The 23,987-nt window shown below is 58.6% G+C and carries 15 protein-coding genes; 7 read left to right on the top strand and 8 right to left on the bottom strand.

The genetic code is table 11. The features are described 5' to 3' along the window. Positions 1 to 72: 72 nt before the first annotated feature. Both DX909_RS00495 and DX909_RS00490 read left to right on the top strand, forming a co-directional pair. Positions 73 to 3,078 (top strand): serine hydrolase domain-containing protein, encoded by a 3,006-nt coding sequence (locus DX909_RS00495; protein WP_128543088.1) that lies wholly within the window; start codon positions 73 to 75, stop codon positions 3,076 to 3,078. After that, positions 3,075 to 3,524 carry a DinB family protein gene (locus tag DX909_RS00490; protein ID WP_128543087.1) on the top strand — a complete coding sequence of 150 codons (450 nt, stop codon included), beginning with the start codon at positions 3,075 to 3,077 and terminating at the stop codon, positions 3,522 to 3,524. The genes DX909_RS00495 and DX909_RS00490 overlap by 4 nt, the downstream gene beginning before the upstream one ends. 8 nt (positions 3,525 to 3,532) lie before the next feature. Here DX909_RS00490 and DX909_RS00485 read toward each other — a convergent pair whose 3' ends face one another. Beyond that, positions 3,533 to 4,921: a DUF4403 family protein gene (locus DX909_RS00485; protein WP_128543086.1), complete on the bottom strand. Its 1,389-nt coding sequence runs from the start codon at positions 4,919 to 4,921 to the stop codon at positions 3,533 to 3,535. Between the two features lie 296 nt (positions 4,922 to 5,217). Further along, a complete protein-coding gene (locus tag DX909_RS00480) occupies positions 5,218 to 5,910 on the bottom strand; it encodes a LexA family transcriptional regulator (RefSeq protein ID WP_164851154.1) in 693 nt (230 codons plus the stop codon). A 142-nt stretch (positions 5,911 to 6,052) separates the two neighbouring features. Here DX909_RS00480 and DX909_RS00475 point away from each other — a divergent pair, with 142 nt between their 5' ends. The 5 genes from DX909_RS00475 (at position 6,053) to DX909_RS00455 (ending at position 15,350) form a co-directional block, all read left to right on the top strand. Continuing rightward, entirely contained in the window at positions 6,053 to 6,322 is a 270-nt protein-coding gene (locus tag DX909_RS00475; RefSeq protein ID WP_128543084.1) for a hypothetical protein, read from the top strand. Positions 6,323 to 6,651: 329 nt separating this feature from the next. Next, complete coding sequence (locus DX909_RS00470) at positions 6,652 to 9,822, top strand: SusC/RagA family TonB-linked outer membrane protein (protein WP_229310886.1); 3,171 nt, start codon at positions 6,652 to 6,654, stop codon at positions 9,820 to 9,822. A gap of 31 nt (positions 9,823 to 9,853) precedes the next feature. Then, positions 9,854 to 11,416 carry a RagB/SusD family nutrient uptake outer membrane protein gene (locus DX909_RS00465; RefSeq protein WP_128543082.1) on the top strand — a complete coding sequence of 521 codons (1,563 nt, stop codon included), beginning with the start codon at positions 9,854 to 9,856 and terminating at the stop codon, positions 11,414 to 11,416. Between the two features lie 213 nt (positions 11,417 to 11,629). Continuing rightward, positions 11,630 to 12,550: an SH3 domain-containing protein gene (locus DX909_RS00460; RefSeq protein WP_128543081.1), complete on the top strand. Its 921-nt coding sequence runs from the start codon at positions 11,630 to 11,632 to the stop codon at positions 12,548 to 12,550. Positions 12,551 to 12,698: 148 nt separating this feature from the next. Further along, positions 12,699 to 15,350 carry a putative Ig domain-containing protein gene (locus DX909_RS00455; RefSeq protein ID WP_128543080.1) on the top strand — a complete coding sequence of 884 codons (2,652 nt, stop codon included), beginning with the start codon at positions 12,699 to 12,701 and terminating at the stop codon, positions 15,348 to 15,350. Between the two features lie 364 nt (positions 15,351 to 15,714). Here the strand turns inward: DX909_RS00455 and DX909_RS00450 are convergent, their stop codons facing one another. The 6 genes from DX909_RS00450 to DX909_RS00425 all read right to left on the bottom strand — a co-directional run bounded on the left by DX909_RS00450 (position 15,715) and on the right by DX909_RS00425 (position 23,973). Then, positions 15,715 to 16,095 carry a DUF805 domain-containing protein gene (locus DX909_RS00450; RefSeq protein ID WP_229310885.1) on the bottom strand — a complete coding sequence of 127 codons (381 nt, stop codon included), beginning with the start codon at positions 16,093 to 16,095 and terminating at the stop codon, positions 15,715 to 15,717. Positions 16,096 to 16,381: 286 nt separating this feature from the next. Then, a complete protein-coding gene (locus tag DX909_RS00445) occupies positions 16,382 to 17,062 on the bottom strand; it encodes a hypothetical protein (RefSeq protein ID WP_128543079.1) in 681 nt (226 codons plus the stop codon). Between the two features lie 385 nt (positions 17,063 to 17,447). Beyond that, positions 17,448 to 19,856, bottom strand: a complete 2,409-nt coding sequence (locus DX909_RS00440; RefSeq protein ID WP_128543078.1) for a TonB-dependent receptor — start codon at positions 19,854 to 19,856, stop codon at positions 17,448 to 17,450. A 152-nt stretch (positions 19,857 to 20,008) separates the two neighbouring features. After that, positions 20,009 to 22,663 (bottom strand): ABC transporter permease, encoded by a 2,655-nt coding sequence (locus DX909_RS00435; RefSeq protein ID WP_229310884.1) that lies wholly within the window; start codon positions 22,661 to 22,663, stop codon positions 20,009 to 20,011. Next, entirely contained in the window at positions 22,651 to 22,989 is a 339-nt protein-coding gene (locus DX909_RS00430) for a PadR family transcriptional regulator (protein ID WP_128543077.1), read from the bottom strand. The genes DX909_RS00435 and DX909_RS00430 overlap by 13 nt, the downstream gene beginning before the upstream one ends. A gap of 240 nt (positions 22,990 to 23,229) precedes the next feature. Continuing rightward, entirely contained in the window at positions 23,230 to 23,973 is a 744-nt protein-coding gene (locus DX909_RS00425; protein WP_128543076.1) for a DUF4932 domain-containing protein, read from the bottom strand. Positions 23,974 to 23,987 lie beyond the last annotated feature (14 nt).

The following is a 23,987-nucleotide window of genomic DNA, read 5'->3' as shown; positions in this document are numbered from 1 at the left end:
CGCAGTGCAATGGTTAGCGGAGCTTCATTCAATCATTCAACAATTCAACAATTCGAAAATTCCTACATACTCATGTCCGTTCGTAAGCGTCTCTTCGTCTGTCTTGCCGGTATTTTTCTGTTGGTTCAATCGGCCGGAGCCCAGACGGTTCCGTCATTTCTGAAAGCGAATCCGCGCTGGGTCGATTCGGTGTTCAATGCCCTGACGCCCGATCAGCGGATTGCGCAGCTGATCATGGTGGCCGGTTTCTCGAACCGGAACAAAGCCTATGAGGATTCGCTGATGGCGCTGGTACAGACCTACCAGGTCGGCGGCATCGTGTTCTTTCAGGGCGGTCCGATCCGACAGGCCCGGCTGGTCAACAGGATTCAGACGGTGGCGAAAGTGCCACTGCTGATCGCCATCGACGGCGAGTGGGGGTTGGGGATGCGGCTCGACAGCACGGTGCGGTTCCCCTACCAGATGACGCTCGGCGCCATTCAGGGCCGCGACGACCTGATCTATAAAATGGGGGCGCTCATGGCCCGGCAGAGCCGGCGAATGGGGATTCACGTCAACTTCGCGCCGGTGGTGGACGTCAACAATAACCCGAACAACCCGGTGATCAACTTCCGGTCGTTCGGGGAGGACAAGGAGGCCGTGGCCCGCAAGGCCCTGGCCTATATGCGCGGCATGCAGGACAACGGCCTGCTCACGTCGCTCAAGCACTTTCCCGGCCACGGCGATACCGGCACCGACTCGCACTACGACCTGCCCCTGATCTCTAAAGACCGCCGGCAGCTGGAGGAACTGGAGCTGTATCCGTTCCGGAAGCTCATTCAGGCCGGGGCTGCAGGGGTAATGGTGGCGCACCTGAACATCCCGGCTCTCGACACCACGCGCAACCTGCCCAGCACGCTCTCGCGCCGGGTAGTGACGGACCTGCTCGAAAACGAACTGGGTTTCGGCGGGCTGATCTTTTCCGACGCCATGAACATGAAGGGCGTCACGAAGTATTACCCGTCGGGCATCGCCGACCGGATGGGCCTGGAAGCCGGCATGGACGTGCTGGAATACACGCAGGACATCCCGCGGACCATCGCCGAAGTGAAGCAGGCCATCGCCGACGGGCGGCTTTCGCAGGCCGACCTCGACGCCCGCTGCCGCAAGGTGCTGGCGGCCAAAGCCTGGGCCGGTCTGGACCGGTATCGGCCCGTCGACCTGGCCAATCTGGTCAGCGACCTCAACGACCCGGAATCCAGCCTGATCAACCGGCTGATGACCGAAGAAGCCCTGACCCTGCTCAAAAACGAGAAGGAGGCTTCGGGCGAGACCCTGATCCCGCTGCTCAATCTGGAAACCAAACGCATTGCCTCGGTGTCGCTGGATGCCCCGCAGCTGACCGACTTCCAGAAAATGCTGTCGAACTACGCAAAGGTCGATCATTTCAATATTTCGGCTTCGTCGCTGGACACGACTATCAGCCGGATTCGGAAAGACCTGAAAAAATACGACGTGGTGCTGGTGGGCGTCCACCTGAACAACATCCGCCCGGCGGTTCGGTACGGTATTTCGCCCAAAACGGTGGAAATCCTGAAAACCCTGTGCGAAACCGGTAAGGCGTTAGTGACGGTTTTCGGTAATCCATATGCGCTCGACAAACTGGATGGGCTGGCCCAGGCCCGGGCGCTCCTCATGGCCTACCAGCTGACTCCGTTCACCGAGGAGCTGTCGGCCCAGCTGATCTTCGGCGCCATTCCGGCCCGGGGCAAACTGCCCGTTACGGTCAATGCCCAGTATCCGCTCAACGGCGGCCTTACGACCAGCCCGATTGCCCGGCTGAAATACACCATCCCGGAAGAGGTGGGCGTCGATTCGCGGTTTCTGACCGCCAGAGTCGATTCCATCATGAACAGCGCCATGCAGCAGAAGGCGTTTCCGGGCGGGGTGGTGCAGATGGCGAAGGACGGCAAGGTGATTTTCCGCAAAGCCTACGGGCGGCACACCTACGAGGGTCTGACGCCGACCAAACTCGACGACCTCTTCGACATGGCCTCCGTCACGAAGATCAGCACCTCTACGCTGGCCCTGATGCGGCTCGTCGATGCCGGGAAATTCGACGTTAACAGGACCATGGCCGAGTACCTGCCGGACTACAAGGGCTCCAACAAGGAAAACCTCGTCTGGCGCGACGTGCTGACCCACCAGGCCGGCCTGAAAGCCTGGATTCCGTTCTGGATGGATACCCGAAATCCCGACGGCACCTGGAAGGACAAGACCTTCAGCGACAGGAAGCACGGCCCCTATCGGGTGGAGGTGACCGACAACCTCTGGCTGCACCGCAAATACCGCAAAACCATCTTCGAGCAGATCAAAGACTCGCCGGTGAGCGACAAAAAGACCTACGTCTACAGCGATCTTTCGTTTTACCTATACCCCGAAATCGTCAGGAAGCAGACCGGGCAGGAGTTCGAGGACTACCTGAAAACCAACGTCTACGAACCGCTCGGAGCCACGACGCTGACTTTCAATCCGCGCCGGTTCTACACTCCGCCCCGCATCGTGCCGACCGAATACGACTCCCTGTTCCGCAAGACGCAGATCTGGGGGCGCGTCCACGACGAGGGGGCCGCCATGCTCGGCGGGCTGTCGGGCCACGCGGGGCTGTTCGGAACGGCCAACGACCTGATGAAGCTGGTGCAGATGTATCTCCAGAAAGGCTACTACGGCGGACGGCAGTTCGTCAGCCCCGAGACGCTGACCGAGTTTACACGGTATCAGTTTCCCGAGAAGGGCAGCCGGCGGGGGCTGGGTTTCGACAAGCCTACGTTTAAGTTTTCGGGCAATGCGCCCCGGTATGCCAGCCCGCAGAGTTTCGGCCACTCCGGCTTTACCGGCACCTTTACCTGGATCGATCCCGAGTACAACATCTCCTACGTGTTTCTGTCGAACCGCGTCTATCCGACCCGGAACAACAACAAAATCAGTGAGTTGAACGTCCGGACGAACGTTGCCGATGTGCTGTACGAAGCCGTTCGCCGGGGGCCGTCGGCGCAGGTGACGTCGATCCTGAGCCCGCAACCCGCATCAAACCCATGAAAGACTACATGATCCGGCTCCTGGAGTATGAACGGTGGGCCAACCAGCGCGTGATCGAATCGCTCGAACAGGTGAACACGCCACCGCTGCGGGCCATTCAGCTCATGGGACACATTCTGTCGGCCCAGCAGGTGTGGCTGGCCAGACTGACCGGAACCACTCCCTTCGTGGCCGTCTGGGAAGATATCCCCATCGTCTGGATGCAGGAAACCGCCGAACGCAACTTCCGCAATATGAAGGCCCTGCTGGAAGGTGAGCCCGACGACGGGCTGGACCGACCCATCGCCTACGCCACCACGCGGGGCGAGCCGTTTACCAGCACCCTGGCCGACATTCTGACCCACCTCAGCCACCATGCCGCCTACCACCGGGGGCAGATCGTCCAGCTGCTGCGGCCGGAACTCCAAACCCCGCCCGTGACGGATTACATCGTCTTTGCCCGATAACCGGCCCGTTATAACTGCCTGATGCTGACGTCCACCTTCGACCGGATTTGGATGAGCGTCTGGATACCGTCGGGCCGCACGGCGACCCGCTGCGGAACCAGCTGAAAATCGCGGATGGCGAAGTCGGCCGCCCGGCCCGCTTCTCCCTTTTTCAACTCGCTGGTTATTGTTTCGGGAATCCGCCGGATTTCTTCTCCCAGCGGAAACACGAGAAATTCCTCCAGGAGCCGGCAGAGCGGTTTTCCCCACCACTGGGCGATGCGGTCGGGGAGGGCCTCCTCGGTTTGGGCGTCGAAACCGACCCCGATGACTTTCAGCGTGCTGGTGGTGGTGTCGAACTGCGGGCGGCCCCGGAAATAGAGCGTCCCGTTGACCAGCCCCTTCACCTGCGTTCGGGCGATGATCGAGTGCTGCCCGCCGTAGATCGTGGCACCCTGGATGGTCAGGGCGCCGAGGCCCAGCTCCAGTTTTTCGCGTTGAAAGGATTCGGCCAGAATCCGGTTGATGTCGGCATACGACAGAAAGCTCATAATCCTGAGGTCGGAGGTCAGATCGACGCTGTCCCGTTTTTCCAGCACCGGCAGGGGCAGGGGAGTGGGTTCGGGCGGTTTCCGGTTCAGGACCGTCCGGGTCTGAAAGGCGATCCGGAGTGGAATGGTCAACTGCCGGTTGTCTCCCTGCAGGGGCCCGGTCGTTACGCCCACCGGCATCGGCAGCAGCCAGAGACCGTATGCCTTGCTCAGCATCAGCGGCTTCTGGAGGCTTTCCCAGATGGGTTTGACGATCTGGTCGAGCCGAAGCTCGTTGTAAACCGCCGAGTCGATGGCCGCTTCGATGTCGGGTTTCCGGCGCTCCAGTTCCCTCTGCGCCAGCTCCGTCAGTGAAATTTCCCGTCCCAGAATCTTTACGACCGGCCGCCGGATCCAGCGGTATTGCTGAAACCGGGTGCGGGTGGAGAGCCGCCAGTCGGGCGAGACCGCCAGCGGGCTCTGGAAGTCGACGTGAAGGGCACAGAACGGGTCTTTCAGCGAGTCGGGTCCGCCGGAGCGGAACGGCGAGACAAGAAACACCTGAATAGGGGCCGAAAAACTGACGGTCTGGTTTTCATACCGGATGCGGACCGGGCCGGAGCGCACGACCCGCAGCGGCAGCAGCGGATTGCCGCGGCTTTCCTTCGAGCTGCGCCCGATCAGCACGGGGTCCAGCCCCTGATTGATTTTGGCCTGAAGCTCGCTGAGGGGGAAATGAAGCGGGCCGGCCAGGTAGGAAAGGGCAGGGGCGATGGGCGGGTCGAAGCCGGTGGCCTGCGGAGGGCGGGGCTGCACCTTTCCGCAGCGGCTCATGACCAGCACCATGACGACCGCGGACAGTACAAGGGAGATACGTTGGGGTCTCATTGTCCTATAAACCGACGAGCCTCCCAAAAGTTAGCCCCGCAGCCCCGTAAAAGCTGGTTTGGGGAAGCGTTTTTTGCCCTTCTGATTGATTGTTTGTCTTTCCGGGGAACGTGGAGCGCCGGACCACCCCCCGGCCCCCTCCTAAAACAGGAGGGGGTGGCTCCGCGGGACCGAAAAGTGGCAGCGCGCTCTCCCCCTCCTTGGCAAGGAGGGGGCTGGGGGTGGTCGGCGGGATGGCAAACCGGTCGGGAAAGTAGTTCTCCCTTTCCCAAACAGCCCGCAAAGCGGAACAAAGTTCAGTAGACGGCCGCATCCACGATCCGGGTCACCTTCCAGAGTCCGCGCAGGTCGGCGGCTTTGATGGTGACGCTGCCGAAACGCTCGTCGTCGCTGTGGACCGTAAGGGTATCGGTCTGGCCGAGGTCGTTGGTTTTGATGCGGCCGACAACGAAGCGACCGGCAAACAGGACGGCATAAATACCGCCTGATTCATACGGGATTTCGGCGGGCGGAACGGCTTCGGCCAGCACCCGGGCGCGGTCTTTCAGCTCCGGTTTCATGCGGTCGCCTTCTACTTCGACGACCAGATACCGCGCCGGGTCCGCACCTTCGGGCAGCGCCAGCAGAAAACCGTCTTTGATGAAATCCGGAGACTGCTCCGGCACGAACTGCCGGATGAAAATTGCCCGGTTGGCGGGCATCACCAGCGGCAGCAGACAGAACAGGCCGTCGGAAGGCACGGCAAGGCCGGGAACGGTATGAACTTCAAGGGAGAGGAGCCGGGAATTGGTCTGGTTCGGAAACAGGTCCGACATCTTGAGTTCCAGCAGGTCGGCCAGCGCAGATAGTCTCGACCCTCTCGGATAGGTCCTGCCGCTTTCCCATTGTTGGACAGACTGTCCTTTTATACCCAGTCTTTCAGCGAGTTGGAACTGGGTTAAGCCATGTTTTTTTCGGTATTCCTTTATCTTCTGGGCAAAAACAGTCACGGGAAGTAAATTTTTTCCAGTTATTTCTTGTGTGTACAAAGAAAAATTTTGACTTTAGCATCGGGTTCCTGTTTTGCCTTTGCTTAGGAAAACTGCGAACCGGCTAAGGTATGTCAATCCCCATCAAAGCACAAAATCGAAGATGAAGTCTTTTCGGAATCTCAGAAACCCCGGTTTTCCGGCGGAGGGCGGAAGCCCCCGGCTTCGGCAGAAAATGCTCATCCGCAACTACGCGACCCGGCTGCTGTTCGCCATCGAACTCGGCGACGACGTCTTCCGGGACACGCTCCGCGAGGGCGACGAGTCTCTGGCCGGTTTCCAGGACCTGAAGAACCAGCTGGACGATGCCGTCTGGAAGTGGATGGAGGACGAGCTCGACCGGGTTCAGCAAGAGGCTTCGCAGAGATCATAATAGGTTAAGGAATTGTAAAAATACGGGTCGGCTCCCTTCGGATGCCGACCCGTACCCTTTTTTGGGGATACCCTAAGGTATATTTAACGTATGTAATTATGAATCAAGCGCTTTAATAACCTTTAATAATAAGTAAGTCGGGCCGGGATTTTACCGTATTTTTTACTATTTCTTTAAAATTTTAATAATTCTTTGACTCTCCTTTTATAAATACGAAATATTCCTGTTTCTTCACGGTTAATTTATTTTTCTAATCCAACCGTCAATGCCCTTCCGGCACAATCTCTATGCTCAAACCTTTACTCTCCCAGGGTCTCCCTGGCAGGAGGATGGGGCTTCCCGTTATTCCACTCCTGGCCACTTTTCTCTTTACCGATCCGGCCCTCGCGGCAACTGCTCCTGAACGGGTTTCACCCCTGATTGAAAACACGAAACCGGCCGACCGCACGGTCAGCGGGAAAGTCACCGACGAAAACGGCTCGGCCCTTCCGGGGGTTAGTATCGTACTGAAAGGAACGCAGCGGGGTTCTACCACCGATGCAAACGGCGGCTACAGCATCTCCGCACCCGACCAGGGCGGTACGCTTATCTTCTCTTTTGTGGGCTATCTGACCCAGGAAATTGCCATCGGCAACCGGGCGACGGTCGACGTCACGCTGCGTCCGGACAATAAGGTACTGGACGAAGTGGTCGTCATCGGTTACGGTACGACCCGGAAAAGCGATTTGACGGGCGCCGTCGGTTCGGTGAAGGAAGCCGAACTGCGGGAGCGTCCGCAGGCATCGCTCACCCAGGCGCTCTCGGGCCGTATGCCGGGCGTGCAGGTGAATACCAACTCCGGGCGGCCGGGCGGCCGGACCACCATCCGGATTCGTGGTTTCAGCTCCATCAACTCCTCGAACAACCCGCTTTACGTGGTCGACGGGGTGATGCTGCCGCAGGGAACCCAGAACCAGTTCAGCTCGGCCATCGACTACATCAACCCGAACGACATCGTTTCGGTTGAGGTACTGAAAGACGCTTCCTCGACGGCCATCTACGGAGCGCGGGGTGCGAACGGGGTCATTCTCGTAACGACCCGGAAAGGGAAGGCCGGTGAAGGAACGGTATCCTACAGTGCCGACTTCAGCGTCAACACCATCGGCCCGAACCGCCCGGAAGTACTGAACGCCCGGGAATATCTGGCCGTTGAGGACCTGGCCTGGGCCAACATGGCCAAATATGACCCCGTCGGCTGGAACGCCGGCAAGTGGGCCTACCTGAACCCCAAGCTGCGCCGGACCGACCCGCGCATCTTCGACGCCAACGGCAACCCGCTCTACGATACCGACTGGTTCAAGGAGACGTCCCAGAACAAGCTGTCGCAGAACCACCAGCTGAACTTCAGCGGAGGAACCGAACGGACCCAGTACTCCTTCTCGCTGGGCTACCGCGACGATCAGGGTCTGATCAAGACCTCGTATATGAAACGCTATTCCGGCCGCTTCACCATCGACGACCAGATCAAACGCTGGCTGAAAGTGGGAGGGACGCTGAGCTACAACAACCAGACCGAAAACCTGGTCGACATCAACGACGCCGTGGCTCGCCAGATCGTGGAAGACTTCCCGTTCATGCCGGTTCGCTACGCCGACGGTACGTTCGCCAACAACCGCGACTATCCGTATGCGGAAGGAACGATGAGCTCATACCACCGTCTGATGGGCCGGAAGTATATCCTGAACACGCAGACCACGCTGGGTAGTTTGTATTCAAACATCAGCCTGGCGAAAGGGCTGGAAATGCGGACGGTCTTCGGGATCAACATCCAGACCCAGGAGAACAACCAGTCGCAGACCCGGACGCTGAACATCGGCGGAAACGGAAACGCTTCGGCGGGCAACCGGAAAGAAAGCTTCTGGTCGCTGGAAAACTACCTGACCTACAACAAGCAGATCGGCGACAAGCACAACTTCACGGGGCTGCTGGGGATTTCCTGGCAGGAAACGAACATCTTCGCCATCGGTGCCAGCGTCAACAACTTCGCTACGGACTACTTCACGTTCAACAACCTGGGTGCCGGTGCTACCAACCCGGCCGTCAGCTCGGGGGCGTCGCGGTTTGCGTTTAACTCGTACTTCGGCCGGATCAACTACAGCCTGATGGACAAGTACCTGGTGACGGTGACGGGCCGGGCCGACGGTTCCTCGAAGTTCGGGGCCAACCACAAGTTCTCGTTCTTCCCCTCGGCGGCTCTGGCCTGGCGGGTGTCGGAAGAGGCTTTCCTGAAGAACAACCCGCTGATCTCGAACCTGAAACTCCGGACCAGCTACGGTCTGACCGGTAACTCCGAAATTCCGCCGTACTCTTCGCTGGCCCTGCTGAGTTCCAACTACGCCACGGTATTCAACGATTCGCGCGTGGCCGGTACCGGGATCACCCGTCTGGCCAACCCGGACCTGCGCTGGGAAAAAACCGCCCAGACCGACGTGGGTGTTGAACTCGGCCTGCTGAACGGACGGATCACGCTGGAAGCCGACTACTACTACCGCAAGACCACCGACATGCTGCTCGATGCCCCGGTGCCGCGTACGAGCGGGTATGCCACCATCCGCCGGAACGTCGGTTCGATGGAAAACAAGGGTTTCGAGTTCTCCCTGAACACGGTCAACGTCAACTCGGGCGGGTTCCAGTGGAACAGCACGTTCAACATCTCGATGAACAAGAACAAGGTGCTCTCGCTGGCCACGCCTTCGGACATCTTCAACGTCGGCGGTCCGAACTTCACCAACCCGACCAACGTCATCCGCGTGGGTGAGCCGGTGGGTGCGTTCTGGGGTCTGACCCGTCTGGGCGTATGGAGCGAATCCGAGCGCGAAGAAGCCGCCAAGTTCACCAGCTACCGGAACGGTCTGACGATTCTGCCGGGCGACATCAAGTATCTCGACGTGAACGGCGACAAGGCCATCACCGACGCCGACCGGAGCATCATCGGAAACGGCAGCCCGAAAGGCTGGGGCGCGTTCACCAACAACCTGCGTTACAAGAACTTCGACTTCACGCTGGAACTTCAGTTCATGTACGGCAACGACGTCATGCTGATGAACCTGCACCCGAGCGAAGACCGTCAGGCGCTGGCTAACAGCTACAAGACCGTTCTGAACGCCTGGACCCCCCAGAACCAGAACACGATGGTCGCCGAAATCCGCGACACCCGTGCCGGTTACGTAACGAACGTCGACAGCCACTGGATCAAGGACGGTTCCTTCCTGCGCGGCCGGAACATCCTGCTGGGTTACAACTTCCCGTCGGCGCTGACGAACCGTCTGAAACTGAGCCGCCTGCGGCTGTACACCACGGTGCAGAACTTCTTCCTGCTGGTCGATGACAAGATCGTCGGCGATCCGGAAGTAACCCCGACCAACCAGGGCGACGGCAACAGTGCCTTCTCGCAGGGGATGATCTGGCACAACTACCCGAAACCGACTACCTATATGCTCGGTCTGCAGGTTGGCTTCTAATCCTTAACGTATTGACCTAAAGAGAATAACAATGAAATTGAATATATTGAATAAAATGAGCAAGGTGGCGCTTCTCGGTGCCACTCTGCTGGGACCCGTAGGCTGTAAGGACTTCCTGGATGAACAGGCGCCCTCCAACCTGACGCCCGACAACTTCTACACGATCCCGGACCACGCCGAAGCCGCCATCGCTTCCGTCTATGCCGACCTTCGCTTTATTGGCGACGGGGCCGGTATCTTCTCGACCAACTGGCAGCTGCTGGAAGCCATGACCGGAACTTCGACGACGGAAACCGCCCAGAACTCCGACCTGAACAACCTGTACGGTCTGGTGCATGACGGGAACACGATCCACGTCGTCAACTACTGGAACGGTCTGTACAAGGTGATTGCCCAGGCCAACCAGGTGATCGAAAAGGTGCCGCCCATCACGCCGATGCCGGACGCTCAGAAAAACAAGATCCTGGGCGAAGCCCGTTTCCTGCGGGCCACGGCCTACTTCATGGCGGTTCGTCTCTGGGGCGATATTCCGCTGATCACCAAACCGCAGACGGTGACCTCGGAAGACTTCCAGCCTTCGCGGACCCCACAGGAGCAGATCTATAATCTGATCGTCGAGGACCTGAAAGCCGCCGAAGGCGCCGGACTGGCCTGGATGGACGTCAGCGGCCGGGTGAACCTGGCTGCCGTGAAGGCGCAACTGGCCAGAGTGTATCTGACGATGGCCGGCTTCCCTCTCAATAAGGGCGCATCGCACTACAAACTGGCGGCCGATAAAGCCTTCGAGGTGATTACCTACGCCAATGCCAACCCGACGGTGATCAACCTGTTCCCGACCTACGAAGACGTTCACCGGGAAAGCCTGAAAAACCGGGTCGAGCACCTCTTCATGCTCCAGTACAACACGCTGGTGGCCGGTAACCCGATGGACAACTACTACCCGAACTTCAAGCCGGTGACCTATAACGGTCCGTCCGGGACGGGCAGCTCGGTACCGACCAGTTCGTTCTACAACTCGTTCGAGCCGGGCGACCTGCGGGCGAAGGATCAGGAAGGCTGGTTCTACACCACCTACTTCACCAACGGAAACGGGGCCCCCTTCAGCCTCGGCGCACCGTATGTGTTCAAGCACTTCAACCGCACCGCCAACGGTACGGCGGGGGTGGCCGGAACGCGTCTGAACAACCTGAACGTGCCGCAGATCCGGTATGCCGAGGTGCTGCTGATGTATGCCGAAGCGCAGAACGAAGTCGGCGGACCGACCCAGGCGGCTTACGATGCCTACAAGCGGATTCGCGACCGGGCCAAGCTGACCACTCCGGCGCTGGGCACTTTCACGCCGGCTACCTTCCGCGAAGCCGTATGGCGCGAGCGCTGGTACGAACTGTGCTACGAAGGCATTACCTGGTTCGACATGGTTCGTCTGCGGAAAGTGTTCAACGAGCAGACCAAAGGCTTCGACAACTTCGTCGGCCACGTCAACCAGAGCTCGAAGCAGGCGCTTCAGGAGAAACACCTGCTGCTGCCACTGCCCAAGCAGGAGATGCTGAACAACCCGAACCTCAAGACGCAGAACCCGGGTTACCCGAACTAACGGCTGAATAGCAGGTCGGGATTTGCAAATCCTGATCAGCACAAAGCCCTGAACCTACCGGTAGGTTCAGGGCCTTTTTTATGGCGGGGTGCGGCTTTGACCGGTCAATAAATCACCGATGGTTTATCCGGTATTTCGGAGTAGCTTTATCAGGCAGCGCACGCTGTCTATCTCTCTGAGAATCTTCCTCTTCACCTTATCTCCGCCATTCCTATGTCACAGCTACTTTTCAGAGTCAGCGACAAAGCCTCGCAGGGGCTGAACCTCCGGTCGCAGCCGGTCGTAAAAGACAACACCAAGAAGGCGGTGCTTCCGATGGGGCACCGGGTGACCAAGAAAGCCGAAGCCCCGGTTGCGCCCTGGTGGGAGGTTTCCACGACCATCGAGGGCACCGATGTGGAAGGTTTCGTCAGCAGTGCTTTTCTGGTACCGGAGACGGCTTTTGTGCCGCCCCTGCCGCACAGCAGCCTCAGCCCGGTCCATCTGTCGACGAACAAACCCGTCGTCCGCGCCAACAAGGACCGCATGGCCTTCGCCCTCAACGAGCCGGGCCAGAAAACCCGGGATAAAACCGGCTCCGGGGAGGAAAAAGCGGCTCAACTGACGGCCATCGTCAACTGGCTGGGCGTGGAGAAAAATAACCGTTATGCCCCGACCCCCTCGCAGACCTTCTGCAACATCTACGCCTACGATTACTGCTTTCTGGCCGGGGCTTACCTGCCGCGGGTGTGGTGGTCGGCCACCTCGCTCGACAAGCTGGGCCGGAATATCGAGGTGGCGCCCATTTTTGCGCAGACCGTGAACGAACTGAACGCCAATAGCCTGTTCAACTGGCTGAAGGAGTTCGGGCCGACTTTCGGCTGGACCCGGACCTTCGATTTTACCCAGATGCAGAATGCCGCCAACGACGGGCTGGTGGTGGTGGTCTGCGCCCAGAACAAAGTGCCGAACCGATCCGGCCATATCACGGCGATCGTGCCGGAAACGGACGTGAAAAAGGCCAAACGGACCGGAACGGCCGTTGCCGAGCCGCTGCAGAGCCAGGCCGGCCGGAACAATCAGGCTTACTTTACCCGCAACTGGTGGACCGCCCCCACCTTCCGCGACTTCGGGTTCTGGATCAACGCTTCCTGAGCGTCCCGGCCGGCGGTTCGCCAGATAACCGCTGTTTTCCGGGAGTTATTCACCCTTTTCCGCCAGATACCGACTGTGGCTCGCCGGGAAAGGGGCGGGTGTATATTTTCAGCCCTGAATCGATCCCAACACACCAAACCGCCCCCAAATGAAAACATCTTTACTGTTCGGCAGAGCAGGACTTCGGGTTCTGTTCCTGCTGGTTTCCCTGTTTCTTACCGGCCTCCAGGCTTTCAGTCAGAAGATTTACTTCGTGACACCGGCCGGTGGGGCCGTGAAAGACGGCTCGACCTGGGCGAACGCCTTTGACGGCAGCCAATTGCAAGCCGCCATCGAAACGGCCGCCACCTACTCGCAGAACAACGGCAATCAGGAGGTGCAGGTATGGGTAGCCGCCGGGACGTATAAACCCACCACCGGCAACGACCGTTCGGCCGGTTTCTCCCTTCGGAACAACGTGGCCGTGTACGGCGGCTTCGAGGGGGATGAAGGGCAGCTCAGCGAGCGTCCGGCCGTCAATCTGACCACCCCCTCCCTGACGACGCTCAGCGGGGAGATCGGCGCGGCCGGGAATACGGATAACTCCTACCACGTCGTGGCGAACCTCACGCTGGCCCTGACCACCAGCGCCATCCTCGACGGCTTCATCATCACGGCCGGAAATGCCAACGGCTTCGATGAGGAAACCTTCGGCGGGGGCGGCATGGCCAACCGAAACGCCAGCCCGACGGTCCGAAACTGCCTGTTTACGGGAAATGCCGGCGCTTCAGGCGGGGCGGTCTACAATCAGGCCCATTCCGGCGGCACCTGCAGCCCGGTTTTCACCGATTGCCGGTTTTTTGCCAACACGGCCTCGACCGGGGCCGGAATGTTCAACGAGGTGAGCTTCGCGGTCAGCTGTAACCCGGTCATCACGCACTGTGATTTCATCGAAAACAAGGCGTCGCTGGGCGGGGCGCTCCACAACGGTCTGACGGGCGGAGGAGCCTGCAGCCCGGTGGTGAGCCGCTGCACCTTCTCGAAAAACGAAGCGACCAACAACAGCGGGGCCATCGACAACGAAGGCGGAAGCCCGGTCATTACCAACTGTCTTTTTTCGGGAAATAAGGCCGACAAGGGTGGGGTGGCTTTCAATTATACCAACCCTTCCTACACGAACTGTACGTTTACGGGGAACACGGCGGCCGAGGGGGCGGTCATTTACAACAGCACGACCGGGATCGTTACCTTCAGAAACTGTATCATCTGGAACAACGGAGGCAGCAACACCTTCAACAAGGACGTAGCCGCCACCTACAGCCTCTTCGATACGGGCGTCACCTATGTGACCGGTTCCGGCAACCTGACTACCGCCACCACTCCCTTTATCAGCGACACCGACTTTCAGCTCACGAACTGTTCCCCGGCCGCCGATGCGGGTGACCCGGCCGCCACCACCGGCACCAGCGGCCCGGTCGATCTGGCGGGCAACAACCGGTTTTTTAACGGAGGGCGGATCGACATCGGGGCTTATGAGCTTCAGGCGGTCTGCTCGGTCGGGCCGGTGGCGGGCAGCTTCGACGGCTACATCAACGGCGCCGACTGCGAGAGTTTCCGGGGCTGGGTCTGGAACCGCGACAAACCAAATACCGTCGTATCGGTCGATATTCTCGACGGAGATAACCTCCTCACGACCATCCCGGCGGGCGATTTCCGGCAGGACCTGCTCGATGCAGGCAAGGGAAACGGCAAGCACGCCTTCCGGTTCGTCCTTCCGGAGTCTTTGAAAGACGGTCAGCCGCACACGCTGAAAGCCCGCGTTGCCGGCGGCAGTTTCGTCCTGAAAGATTCGCCGAAGGCGCTGGTCTGCCAGACCAGTCCGGTGCCGCCGGGCAACAAACCGCCGGTGCCGCCCACGCCCTCCGTGCTGGTGGCCGTCCCGCTGGTGGCGCAGGTGAACGTGCCGTTCCAGGCCACGCTACCGGCTTTCACCGACCCCGAAGGCGGTTCGCTGACCTACGCGCTGGCCGGCCTGCCGGCGGGTCTGAGCCTGGATGCGTCCAGCCGGGTCGTCAGCGGCACGCCCACCCAGGCCGGCACCTTCCTGCTGACTTACTCGGCCACCGACGGCCCGGGCGCCACCAACAGCGTGAGCTTCAACCTGATCGTCAACCCCGAAGGCGGCAGCCCCGTCACGGGCGATTTCGAGGGCTATCTCGACAAGGCCGACTGTGGCGGCATTCGCGGCTGGGTCTGGGACCGCAAAAAACCGAACACCCCGCTGACGGTAGAACTCTACACCGAAACCGGTCCGGGCAGCGAAACCGTTCTGGCCAGCATGACGGCCAACGCCTATCGCCAGGACCTGAAAAACGCCGGAAAAGGCAACGGCGCCCATGCCTTCAGCTTTTCGCCCCCGGGCGGGCTGACCGGCGGCACCGCCGTGAAAGTGCGCGTGCTGGGCAGCGGTTACGTCCTGAAAGGCGCTCCGAAAACGTTCCAGTGCGGGTCCGGGCGGCTTTCGGCGGAAACGGCTCCCGAGGTCCACGAGGCCCACGAGGCCCACGAGTTAAAACTCGTGGCTAAGGGGAACCCCATCGTTGGCGACCGGATCGAGGTGGAGGTTACCGGGGCGGAAGGGCAACCCCTGCAACTGCTGCTGACCGACGGGAACGGCCGGCCGCTCGGCCAGCGGTCTGTTGAGCGGGCCGCCGGCACCGAGCGCCAGACGCTGGAGGTCGGCCGGGCCACGCCCGGAATCCTGGTTCTCCGCGGCATCAGCGGTTCCCGCAGCGTAGCCCTGAAACTGATCAAACCCTGAAATTCCATTTTCCATTAGGTAAAACGGGACAGCCCGGGCCGGAGAGCCCGGGCTTGTTTTTTATGGAGGTTCGCCGTCTTTTCCCACTTTCAGTCGCTTCGGGGGTGGTTCGATGTAGCCATTAGCCCACCGCCTAAACCACCCCCGGCCCCTCCTTGGTAAGGAGGGGGGCTTACACTAATAGCTTCCTAACCGGCAGCGCATCGCTCTTTCCGGCTAAGGTGGGGCTCCGACGGACAACTTCTCAACCGGAAGCGCAAAGCCCCTCCTTGATAAGGAGGGGTTGGGGTGGTCCAGGCACCAAAAAGGAAACCCGGTCTCTTGCGAAACCGGGTTTCCCTTAGGGTGAATATAGAGTCGGAAATCAGGCCATTTGGGCGGTTTTGGCTTTCGGGTCGTTTCCGTACTGGTTCGAACTGCGCTCTCCTTCCGTAACGGCCAGGATGAAGTTGTAGATGGGAACCAGGACAAACCAGCCGCTTTTGCCGACGTCGTGCATGCGCCGGATCGCAACGGCGATGGTAGGCAGCAGAATCGCCAGGTTGAACAGCAGCACCACCCAGGCGATCAGGGCGAAGCCGTTGAAAAGCATGATGTTCGTAATGTTCAGCACCTGCGTGATCGCCACATTGATCAGGACGAATTGCCAGTACTCGCTCCGCCGGGCCCGCCCGTTGAAGTCGTTGTATTTTTTCAGAACGGAAACGTAATTTTCCAGCAGCGAGTTGCCGGTTGACGATGGCATGATAGTGTTCATTGTACTGTTGTGTTTGGATGTGGATGGTTAAAAATCGGCGAGGTCCGTAGTGTTTCGAGGTGTTGACGGCCCTTCGATGGTTCAAAGGTAGAATGCCGCAGCAGCGTCCGCTACTACGGAGCGGTAACTGGTAGGGAAAACTGAATATCCTGCGGGGGCCGGGCAGTAATTAGTCAAATCCGGAAAAACGCAGCTCCGCGGAATCGGATTCCGGAAGGCGACGCCGGGGACTTATGAATACAGGGCGGATTCGGCGGGAAGGCCGGTTTTGCGCTTAAAGCGGGCTGATCTTCAGGTTGGTAAAATGGGCTTCCGTTCCCGAGCCTACCCATAACCCGATGGCTCCCGCCTGGTTGGGACCCAGTTTTAAATCATTGACAATCAGCGAAGGCTGACCGGAACCGTGTACAAATAACCGGGCCTTCTCCCCCTGAATCTCTATCCGGACTCTGGTCCACTCACCCGGCACCAGATCCACATAGGATTCATATTTTTCCGGAGTCTCTTTGCGGGTCTTTTGCCAGGGGAAGTCCGGATAGGAAACGTATTGCACCGAATGATTCCGCCGAACCTGATCCTCCGCCCGGCCGTTGGTGGGCCGCAGGTAAATACACTCGAACCGGGAGTTGTCCGGGGCGATCCGGAAGGCGATGCCGACAAACCCCCTGGCCGTTTCGACGGCAGTGCCCAGTGGTTTACCGGCCAATTCCAGCTCGATGACCCCATTCTGAAACTGGACGTCTTTGAGTTTGGCGAACTTGACCTCATCCGTAATGCCCTTCGCCGTGTCGACAACCCGAATGGCATTCCTGTTAAGATAAACAACCCGGGAAACGCTTACCTTCACCGGTTGCAGTTTTTCGAGCCGGTCAAGTCCGGATGGCGCAGGGGTCTGGGCTTCGGCCTGTCTGCCAACGAGCCAAAATACCAAAAGGGTCAGAAGTTTTAGTTTCATGGTTTTCTGCAATTATGTGCAGGATACATCGTCGGGCAAACGGATTACGACCAAACAAAGGCGTGGCTTTTTCCTCGTTTTCGGAAAGCTTCTGAGGAAAAATGCGGCTGTCGATCGAAACGACCGGACCGGTAATTTTTCAACCCGGCATCGATTTACTGATGGTTGCCGACCCTAAACTAACCACTAAAACGCGGTTTTTGAATCTCCGACCGGTAATAATCCCCTGAATCCGTTTTACAAATCATTCACAAACTTCAGCCGCGCTTTGGGTTAGAGGATTATCCGTGACGAACCGGACGATTAAGGAAGAGTTTTGGTTTAGTGATCCGCCGTATCAAAGCCACGCGCCGGTAAGCCTTTCCGGCCGTCGTCTGCGCCGTGATCAATTGCTGCTTTCGCCGGCTTTCTTGTCGTCGTTGCTGATCCGCTTCTTTTGCCGGGGGCTTCCGTTCATCTTCCCGAATTCATATTTGAGATTCAGCCGCCAGCCCCGACGGTACATGGCCACGTCCTGAGCCTGCGCAAAATTGGCACCGACGTAATCGTTACGCCAGCGGATGGTTTCGCTGAACGGGTTGTCGTATCCAAACCCGATGGTTCCCTTTTTCTTCAGGATTTCTTTCTGAATGACCATGTTGTAGAAGCCGAAGCTTCCGAACTTCCCCTGGAGGGTGACCCGGGCGGAGTTATAGAAGCCGAAAAGCTGCATTTTGATGCCTTTTCCGAAATCGATCGTCGAGTTCAGGTTGACGCGGTACATCCAGTCTTCGTTCCGCATCTTCAGTTCGGCGCTTTCCAGGACGTTATAAAAGACGTTGAGTGAACCGTTCACCGACCATTGCTTCAGAATTTTGGCATTGGCGCTCAGGTTGACTCCATAGGCCGAATTTTGGGCCACATTCTGGAAGATCTGCCGCAGCACCCCCTGGTCGTCGACGGTCGTGATGCTTTCGATGGCGTTGTTGGTCTGGCGCAGAAACAGCGACGCATTCAGGCTCGTCTGCTTGATGGAGATGCTGTAATTGGCCTCTGCCGAATGCGTAAGTTCCGGGTCCAGGTACGGATTGCCGCCGTACAGGTTTTTGGAATCCGACTGATTGACGTACGGGTTGAGGTAATAAAACTGGGGGCGCTGAATGCGCTGGGTGTAACTCAGGCGGACCTGCTGCTCTTTGGGCAACCGACGCGACAGGCTGATGTTCGGAATGAAGTTGCCGTACGTATCGGTGAACGGAGCGGTGCCGTTGAGAAAGTTGGCCTGAATGAACGTATGCTCGTAGCGGGCGCCGAGGTTGATGCCCCATTTTTTCTTCGGGGTGCGGCTGTAGACCACATAGGCCGCGGCCACCTGCTGGGCGTAGTCGAAGACGTTGGCCAGGGCGGGTATATCGGTAAAGGTTGCCGAGCCGTCCGGATCACTGGCGATCCGGTAGTCGCTCAGGATCTTTCGGAAGATCGTTTTGGTGCCCGTCTCCAGCGTACTGATGGTGTCCAGCGGCAGGGTGAAGTCCAGTTGAAGGGTTCCCTCCTTATTATTGCTGATGTTATAGCTTTTCTCCCGGTAGTAGACGGCGTTATCCCGGTTTTTCAGATTGGACCAGTAATCGCTGTCCTCCCCGTCGAAGGCATACATCATCAGCAGTGTCAGTTCCTTTTTGGGCTGTTTGAACAGGCGGGTATAATCCAGATTGATCGTTGCCCCGCCCCAGTCGTAGGTGCGGCTCATGTCCCGGTGGAAATACTGCCGGACTTCGCCCTGGCTGCTTTCGGTGAAATCGATGTCGAAGCCGTTGGTATTGGCGCCATTGTAATAGTTGATTCCGGCGCCCAGCCGGTTCAGGGAGTCGATGTCCCAATCCGCGTTCAGGCTGCCGTAAAAGTTCTGCCCCCGGCCGTTGATCCATTGGGTCTGAAGCTGACTGGACAGGGTATCCAGGGTGGTATACGACCGACGGAACTCCATATACCGTTTGTTTCGCCAGTTGTTGAAGCCCCCGTTGGCCGAGATTCCCAGCTTTTTCATGCGATGGTTCAGGGTGGCGTTCTGCCAGTTGTTCCATTGCCCGAAGTTGGGGCTAATCGAGCCGCTGGTCCCTTTGAGGGCGTTTTTCTTGGTAATGATGTTAATGATGCCGGCCGTGCCTTCGGCGTCGTATTTGGCCGAGGGCGAAGTGATGACCTCGACCTGTTTGATGATGTCGGCGGGAATTTGTTTCAGGGCTTCCGAAATGCTCCGGGCCACGACGCTGGAGGGTTTGTTGTTGATCAGCACCTTGATGTTGGCGCTGCCCCGCAGCTGGACATTGCCTTCGATGTCGACGGCCACCGCCGGAATCTTGCGCAGCACATCGGTGGCATCACCGCCTTTGATGCTGATATCCTTCTCCGCGTTATACACCATCCGGTCGGACCTCTCCTCGAACAGGGACTTCTGCTCGGTGACGGTCACCTGGGCCAGTTGCTGAACGGACCGGGAGAGCAGGATAACACCCAGCTGCACCTTCTGCCCGCTTTCGACCCGGAACGGGGCCACGGTTTTTGAGGTAAAACCCATGAAGGAAACCTGAAGGGTATATGTGCCTGTTTCCACCTCGGAGAAGCTGAACATTCCCTTCGGGTCCGATACGGCTCCTTTGCTGATTTTGCCGTCTTTCAGTAAAGCCACCGTAGCGAATTCAACCGGTTTATTGGCCGTGGAATCAAGCAGGGAGCCGGAAACTCCGGAAGGCTGCGCCCAGGCGAAGCCGGAAGCCAGGGCACAGGCGAACAGAATGAGTAGAAAGGGTCTCATAAGGGGGTGTTCATTAGCAGATGGAACGGGCGTGTGAGGGACTGATAGGCTAACGACACACGGCCGGAGAGAATGTTGCACGTGAAGGGCCTTAAAATCAGAGCGCACCGGCTGTACAGCCGGTGCGCTCTGCGAAAGAATCGGATCGGACTTCACTCACTGCGCAAACTCTTCACCGGATTGATCAAAGCGGCTTTGATGCTCTGGAAACTCACGGTGAGCAGGGTAACCAGCAGGGCGCCCGCGCCCGACACGGCAAAAATCCACCAGGACAGTTCCGTATGGTACGTATATTTCTGAAGCCAGTTGCCCAGTAAATACCAGGCGAGGGGCGTAGCGATGCCGAGGGCAATGATTACCAGGATCACAAAGTCCCGGGAAAGCAGCACCCAGACGTTGGCGACCGACGCCCCCAGCACCTTCCGGACGCCGATCTCCTTCGTGCGCTGCTCGGCCACGAAAGAAGCCAGCCCAAACAGGCCCAGGCAACTGATCAGGATGGCGAGCATGGCGAAGCCGGAAGCCAGCCTGGCGATCCGTTCCTCGGAGGCAAATTTGGAGGCATACTCCTGCTCCGTGAATCGATAATCGAAGGGACTGCCGGGATTGAATTTACGGAATACGGTTTCGATTTTAGCCAGTGACTCGCCGGCGCTGCGGGCCGGATTGAGTTTGATGTTGATGACGTTCGCCCAGCCGTAATCCAGCATATAAACCGTTTGGGTGACCGGTTCGAAGGGAGAATCCATCAGCATGTCCCGGATCACCCCTACGATCCGAAAAGGCCGCCCGTTCCACTTGATCTGCTTTCCGACCGGTTCTTTGAGGCCCATGTACCGGACGGCCGTTTCATTCAGCACCACGCCCGACGAATCGCCGGCAAATTGCCGGGAAAGATCGCGGCCCTGCACGAACTGCCAGCCCACGGTTTTGCCGAAATCGTGCGAAACGGCAATGGTGCCGAAGTTTTCCTTGAAGTTAGGGTCTTTTCCCACCCAGTCGAATCCGCTGTTCTGCGAGTTCAGGTCGGTCGCCGGGGCCGAGGAGGTTGCCATGTCGATTACGGCGCCGGTCCGGATCAGTTCGCTGCGAAGGGCATTGTAGTGCTGATGCAGTTCGGGCGTATTCATGGCCACCGTCACCAGGCCGCTGCGTTCATAGCCTACCGGCCGGTTTTTGGCATGCTCGATCTGGCGGAACACGATGATCGTGCCGATGATGAGCGTCACCGAAACCGTAAACTGCACCACGACCAGCACCTGACGGGGAAGGGAGGCAAACCGGCCGACCCGGAAAGTACCTTTCAGCACTTTGACCGCCTGAAACGACGACAGATAGAGCGCCGGATAGCTTCCGGCAATCAGCCCGGTCAATACGCTGAAACCGATACAGCCAAGCCAGAAGACGGGGTTGCTCCATAAGATGCCGATCCGTTTATCCGCTACTTCATTGAAAACGGGCAGCGTCAGCAGCACCAGCAGGATCGACAGGCCGAAGGCGAACCCGACCACCAGCAGCGACTCGCTGAAAAACTGACTGATCAACTGACTTCGCTGGGAGCCGACGGCTTTGCGAATACCCACCTCTTTGGCCCGCTTCTCGGAACGGGCCGTAGACAGATTCATGAAATTGATACAGGCCAGCAGCAGCACAAACACCCCGATAATTCCGAACAGCCATACGTACTGGATCCGGCCTTCCACCTTCCCGGCCTTATCCCAGCCGGTGTAAAGGTGCCATGCCCGCATGGGTTGCAGGTATACTTTCGGCTTCAGAAACGCTACTTCCGGGGAATGTTTCAGCCGGATGTCCCTGATCTTGTCCGACACGGCGTCGAACGTGGCGTTCGGCGCGATCTGCACCAGCACCTGCCAGGAGTTATTTCCCCATTCTACCTTGTCCTGAGCTTCCCGCACCCAGTTTTCCGATGAAACATAGAGGTCCCAGGGAGCGATGAATTTCATCTCCCTGAACTCGGTATTGTAGGGAAAGTCTTCATAGACACCGGTCACCTTCACATCCAGCTTATTGTCGATCTTCATCATTTTACCGACCGGATCGGTGGTGCCGAAAAGGGCATCGGCCACCGATTTGGACAGCAAAATCGACGCGGGGTCTTTCAGGCCCGCCCGCGTTCCGCCGAGCATCTTCAGCGTCAGCATCTCCGGCGCATCCGCACTCAGATAGTTGCCGGTTCTGGTGAATTTTTTGTCGCCGAAGGCCAGAATGTGATCATCCGTCCAGGACGACATGATGACGTGGGTAAAATTGTCGCCGTATTTCGTCCGGAGTTCAGGCCCCATCGGAGCCGGATTATAACTGCCGTGAAACACCTCCCCGTTGAAGTTCCCGGTTTGCATCACTTTGGCAATGCGGTCGTAATTCCGGAAATACCGGTCAAAGGTAAGTTCGTCGTACATCCACAGGCCGATGAGCATCGCGACGGCCATTCCCAAGGCAAGCCCGCCGATGTTGATAGAGGAATACACCCCGTTTTTGACCAGGTTGCGGAAGGCGATTTTGAGATAGTTACGAATCATAGCCGGATGGAATGGAAAGGGTTGAGGATCGTCATGAACCGGTCGGGTTACCGGCCGGGAAAAAGGGCGGATCAGCCGCAGCACCGCCACTGCATACCGTCGGCGGGCCACCCGCAAACCGGCGGTTTTCACCCAGTAGGCGAACATCTCCTGCAGGTCGCCCTGCAGCTCGTCTTCCATGCCGTGCGGGGTAAAGCGGCTCAGCAGCCACTCCGCCCAGCGGGGTGGTCCGGGGTGGTTCTCCCCGCCGTTGGTTAAATACCCCATAGCTGTAGTACCTGAGTCGGAATCTGCTCCCACAACTGACTGCGCACCTGCCGGGAGTCGATCAGGGCCCGCTGACCGGCCGCCGTGACCGTGAACAGGCGTTTCTGACGCCCTCCCCGCTCGGCCGTTGCCCCGCCCATCCGGGAGGAGACGAAACCCTTCTCCTCCAGCCGTTGCAGGGTGGTGTGGACCGTCGGAAAGCTGATGCTGCGGGCCATCTGCTGCTCGATGGTTTGGGTAATCGATGCACAGTAGGCCGACTCCTGCAGAGCGGCCACCGTCAGCAGGACGATTTCTTCCAGCTCACCTAAAAATGCTCGTTTCATAGCACATCGGGGAATAACGCGTCCGGGTCCAGGCCCGCCGGCCCTTCCTGTTCCGGATTAGTATAGTTTTTGTCGTACAAATACCTCGCCAGAATTTCTGAATGGGCCTGCAGGCGGCAGAAGGGCTGTTTTGGGTGCAAACGGGGTAGGAAATTGTCCATTCGTGGACAACTCAGTACGGAAACGGACAGGTAGCCGGCGTCCGACCAACCGGTTTCCGGAAAAGCTGCGCTGAATGCCTTATGGGGTGGTCTGCGCCCAGCTCAAGATAGCCGGATATAAATCAGCGACGGTCTGCTCGGACTTCTCCCCTTCGTAAAGCTGTTGTAACTTATCCAGAAAGGCTTCGAACCGGTAGAACCCGCGCTGGGTGCCGTTGAGGCCGACACGGCGCGTCCGCACGAGTTCGTACACATCGCGAGGGTACAGGTCCCTGATGTAGAGCAGGTGCACTGCATGGGTCATGTATTCGTTGAAGACCTCATAAGCGCTTCCATACCGGTCGGCCTGGCCTGGCCGAACCCATTTTTCACGGTTGCCGAAGGCCTCGTTTATGGCAGACAGGCTCTTGTCGCTGGTGGGGTTGACAAAGTTGTGATCGATCTCGGTGAAGACGATCCCGGAATATAATCCCTCGATCTGGGATTCCGAGTATTTGGTCCGGTCGTAGTGTTTGGCGTCACAGATGAACATGAGACTCTCCCGATAGCCCTGGTCCGCTAATTTCTGCGCTGAGTGTGCGCCATTGATGAGGGGTGAAAACACGACCCGCTGCCCGTCGTAGTGAATGCCGGGAAATTGGGCTTCGAGCCAGCTCTGCATTTGTTTGACCGGCAATAACCGCGTCACGTCTCTGATATTCTGTTGATAAAAGGGTTGGTTGTCCCTGTAAAATTTTCGGAAGCCGGACTTCCGGACGAAATCCGCCCATTGGTCGGGGTGTTGGGCCATATCGTTGTGCCAGGGCCAGATACTTTCATACACCCCCGCTTCCTGGG

It is taken from the genome of Larkinella soli (assembly GCF_003703975.1).
GTDB lineage: Bacteria > Bacteroidota > Bacteroidia > Cytophagales > Spirosomataceae > Larkinella > Larkinella soli.
The sequence above is the reverse complement of the archived record's forward strand: the minus strand, read 5'-3'. Positions and strand labels throughout refer to the sequence as shown.

Excerpts from the sequence above, each read along its gene's own strand:
- DX909_RS00465 (WP_128543082.1), top strand. The coding sequence starts at position 9,854 with ATGAAATTGAATATATTGAATAAAATGAGCAAGGTGGCGCTTCTCGGT.
- DX909_RS00475 (WP_128543084.1), top strand. The coding sequence starts at position 6,053 with ATGAAGTCTTTTCGGAATCTCAGAAACCCCGGTTTTCCGGCGGAGGGC.
- DX909_RS00445 (WP_128543079.1), bottom strand. The coding sequence starts at position 17,062 with ATGAAACTAAAACTTCTGACCCTTTTGGTATTTTGGCTCGTTGGCAGA.
- DX909_RS00435 (WP_229310884.1), bottom strand. The coding sequence starts at position 22,663 with ATGGGGTATTTAACCAACGGCGGGGAGAACCACCCCGGACCACCCCGC.
- DX909_RS00470 (WP_229310886.1), top strand. The coding sequence starts at position 6,652 with ATGGGGCTTCCCGTTATTCCACTCCTGGCCACTTTTCTCTTTACCGAT.
- DX909_RS00450 (WP_229310885.1), bottom strand. The coding sequence starts at position 16,095 with ATGCCATCGTCAACCGGCAACTCGCTGCTGGAAAATTACGTTTCCGTT.
- DX909_RS00490 (WP_128543087.1), top strand. The coding sequence starts at position 3,075 with ATGAAAGACTACATGATCCGGCTCCTGGAGTATGAACGGTGGGCCAAC.
- DX909_RS00430 (WP_128543077.1), bottom strand. The coding sequence starts at position 22,989 with ATGAAACGAGCATTTTTAGGTGAGCTGGAAGAAATCGTCCTGCTGACG.
- DX909_RS00440 (WP_128543078.1), bottom strand. The coding sequence starts at position 19,856 with ATGAGACCCTTTCTACTCATTCTGTTCGCCTGTGCCCTGGCTTCCGGC.
- DX909_RS00485 (WP_128543086.1), bottom strand. The coding sequence starts at position 4,921 with ATGAGACCCCAACGTATCTCCCTTGTACTGTCCGCGGTCGTCATGGTG.
- DX909_RS00495 (WP_128543088.1), top strand. The coding sequence starts at position 73 with ATGTCCGTTCGTAAGCGTCTCTTCGTCTGTCTTGCCGGTATTTTTCTG.
- DX909_RS00455 (WP_128543080.1), top strand. The coding sequence starts at position 12,699 with ATGAAAACATCTTTACTGTTCGGCAGAGCAGGACTTCGGGTTCTGTTC.
- DX909_RS00460 (WP_128543081.1), top strand. The coding sequence starts at position 11,630 with ATGTCACAGCTACTTTTCAGAGTCAGCGACAAAGCCTCGCAGGGGCTG.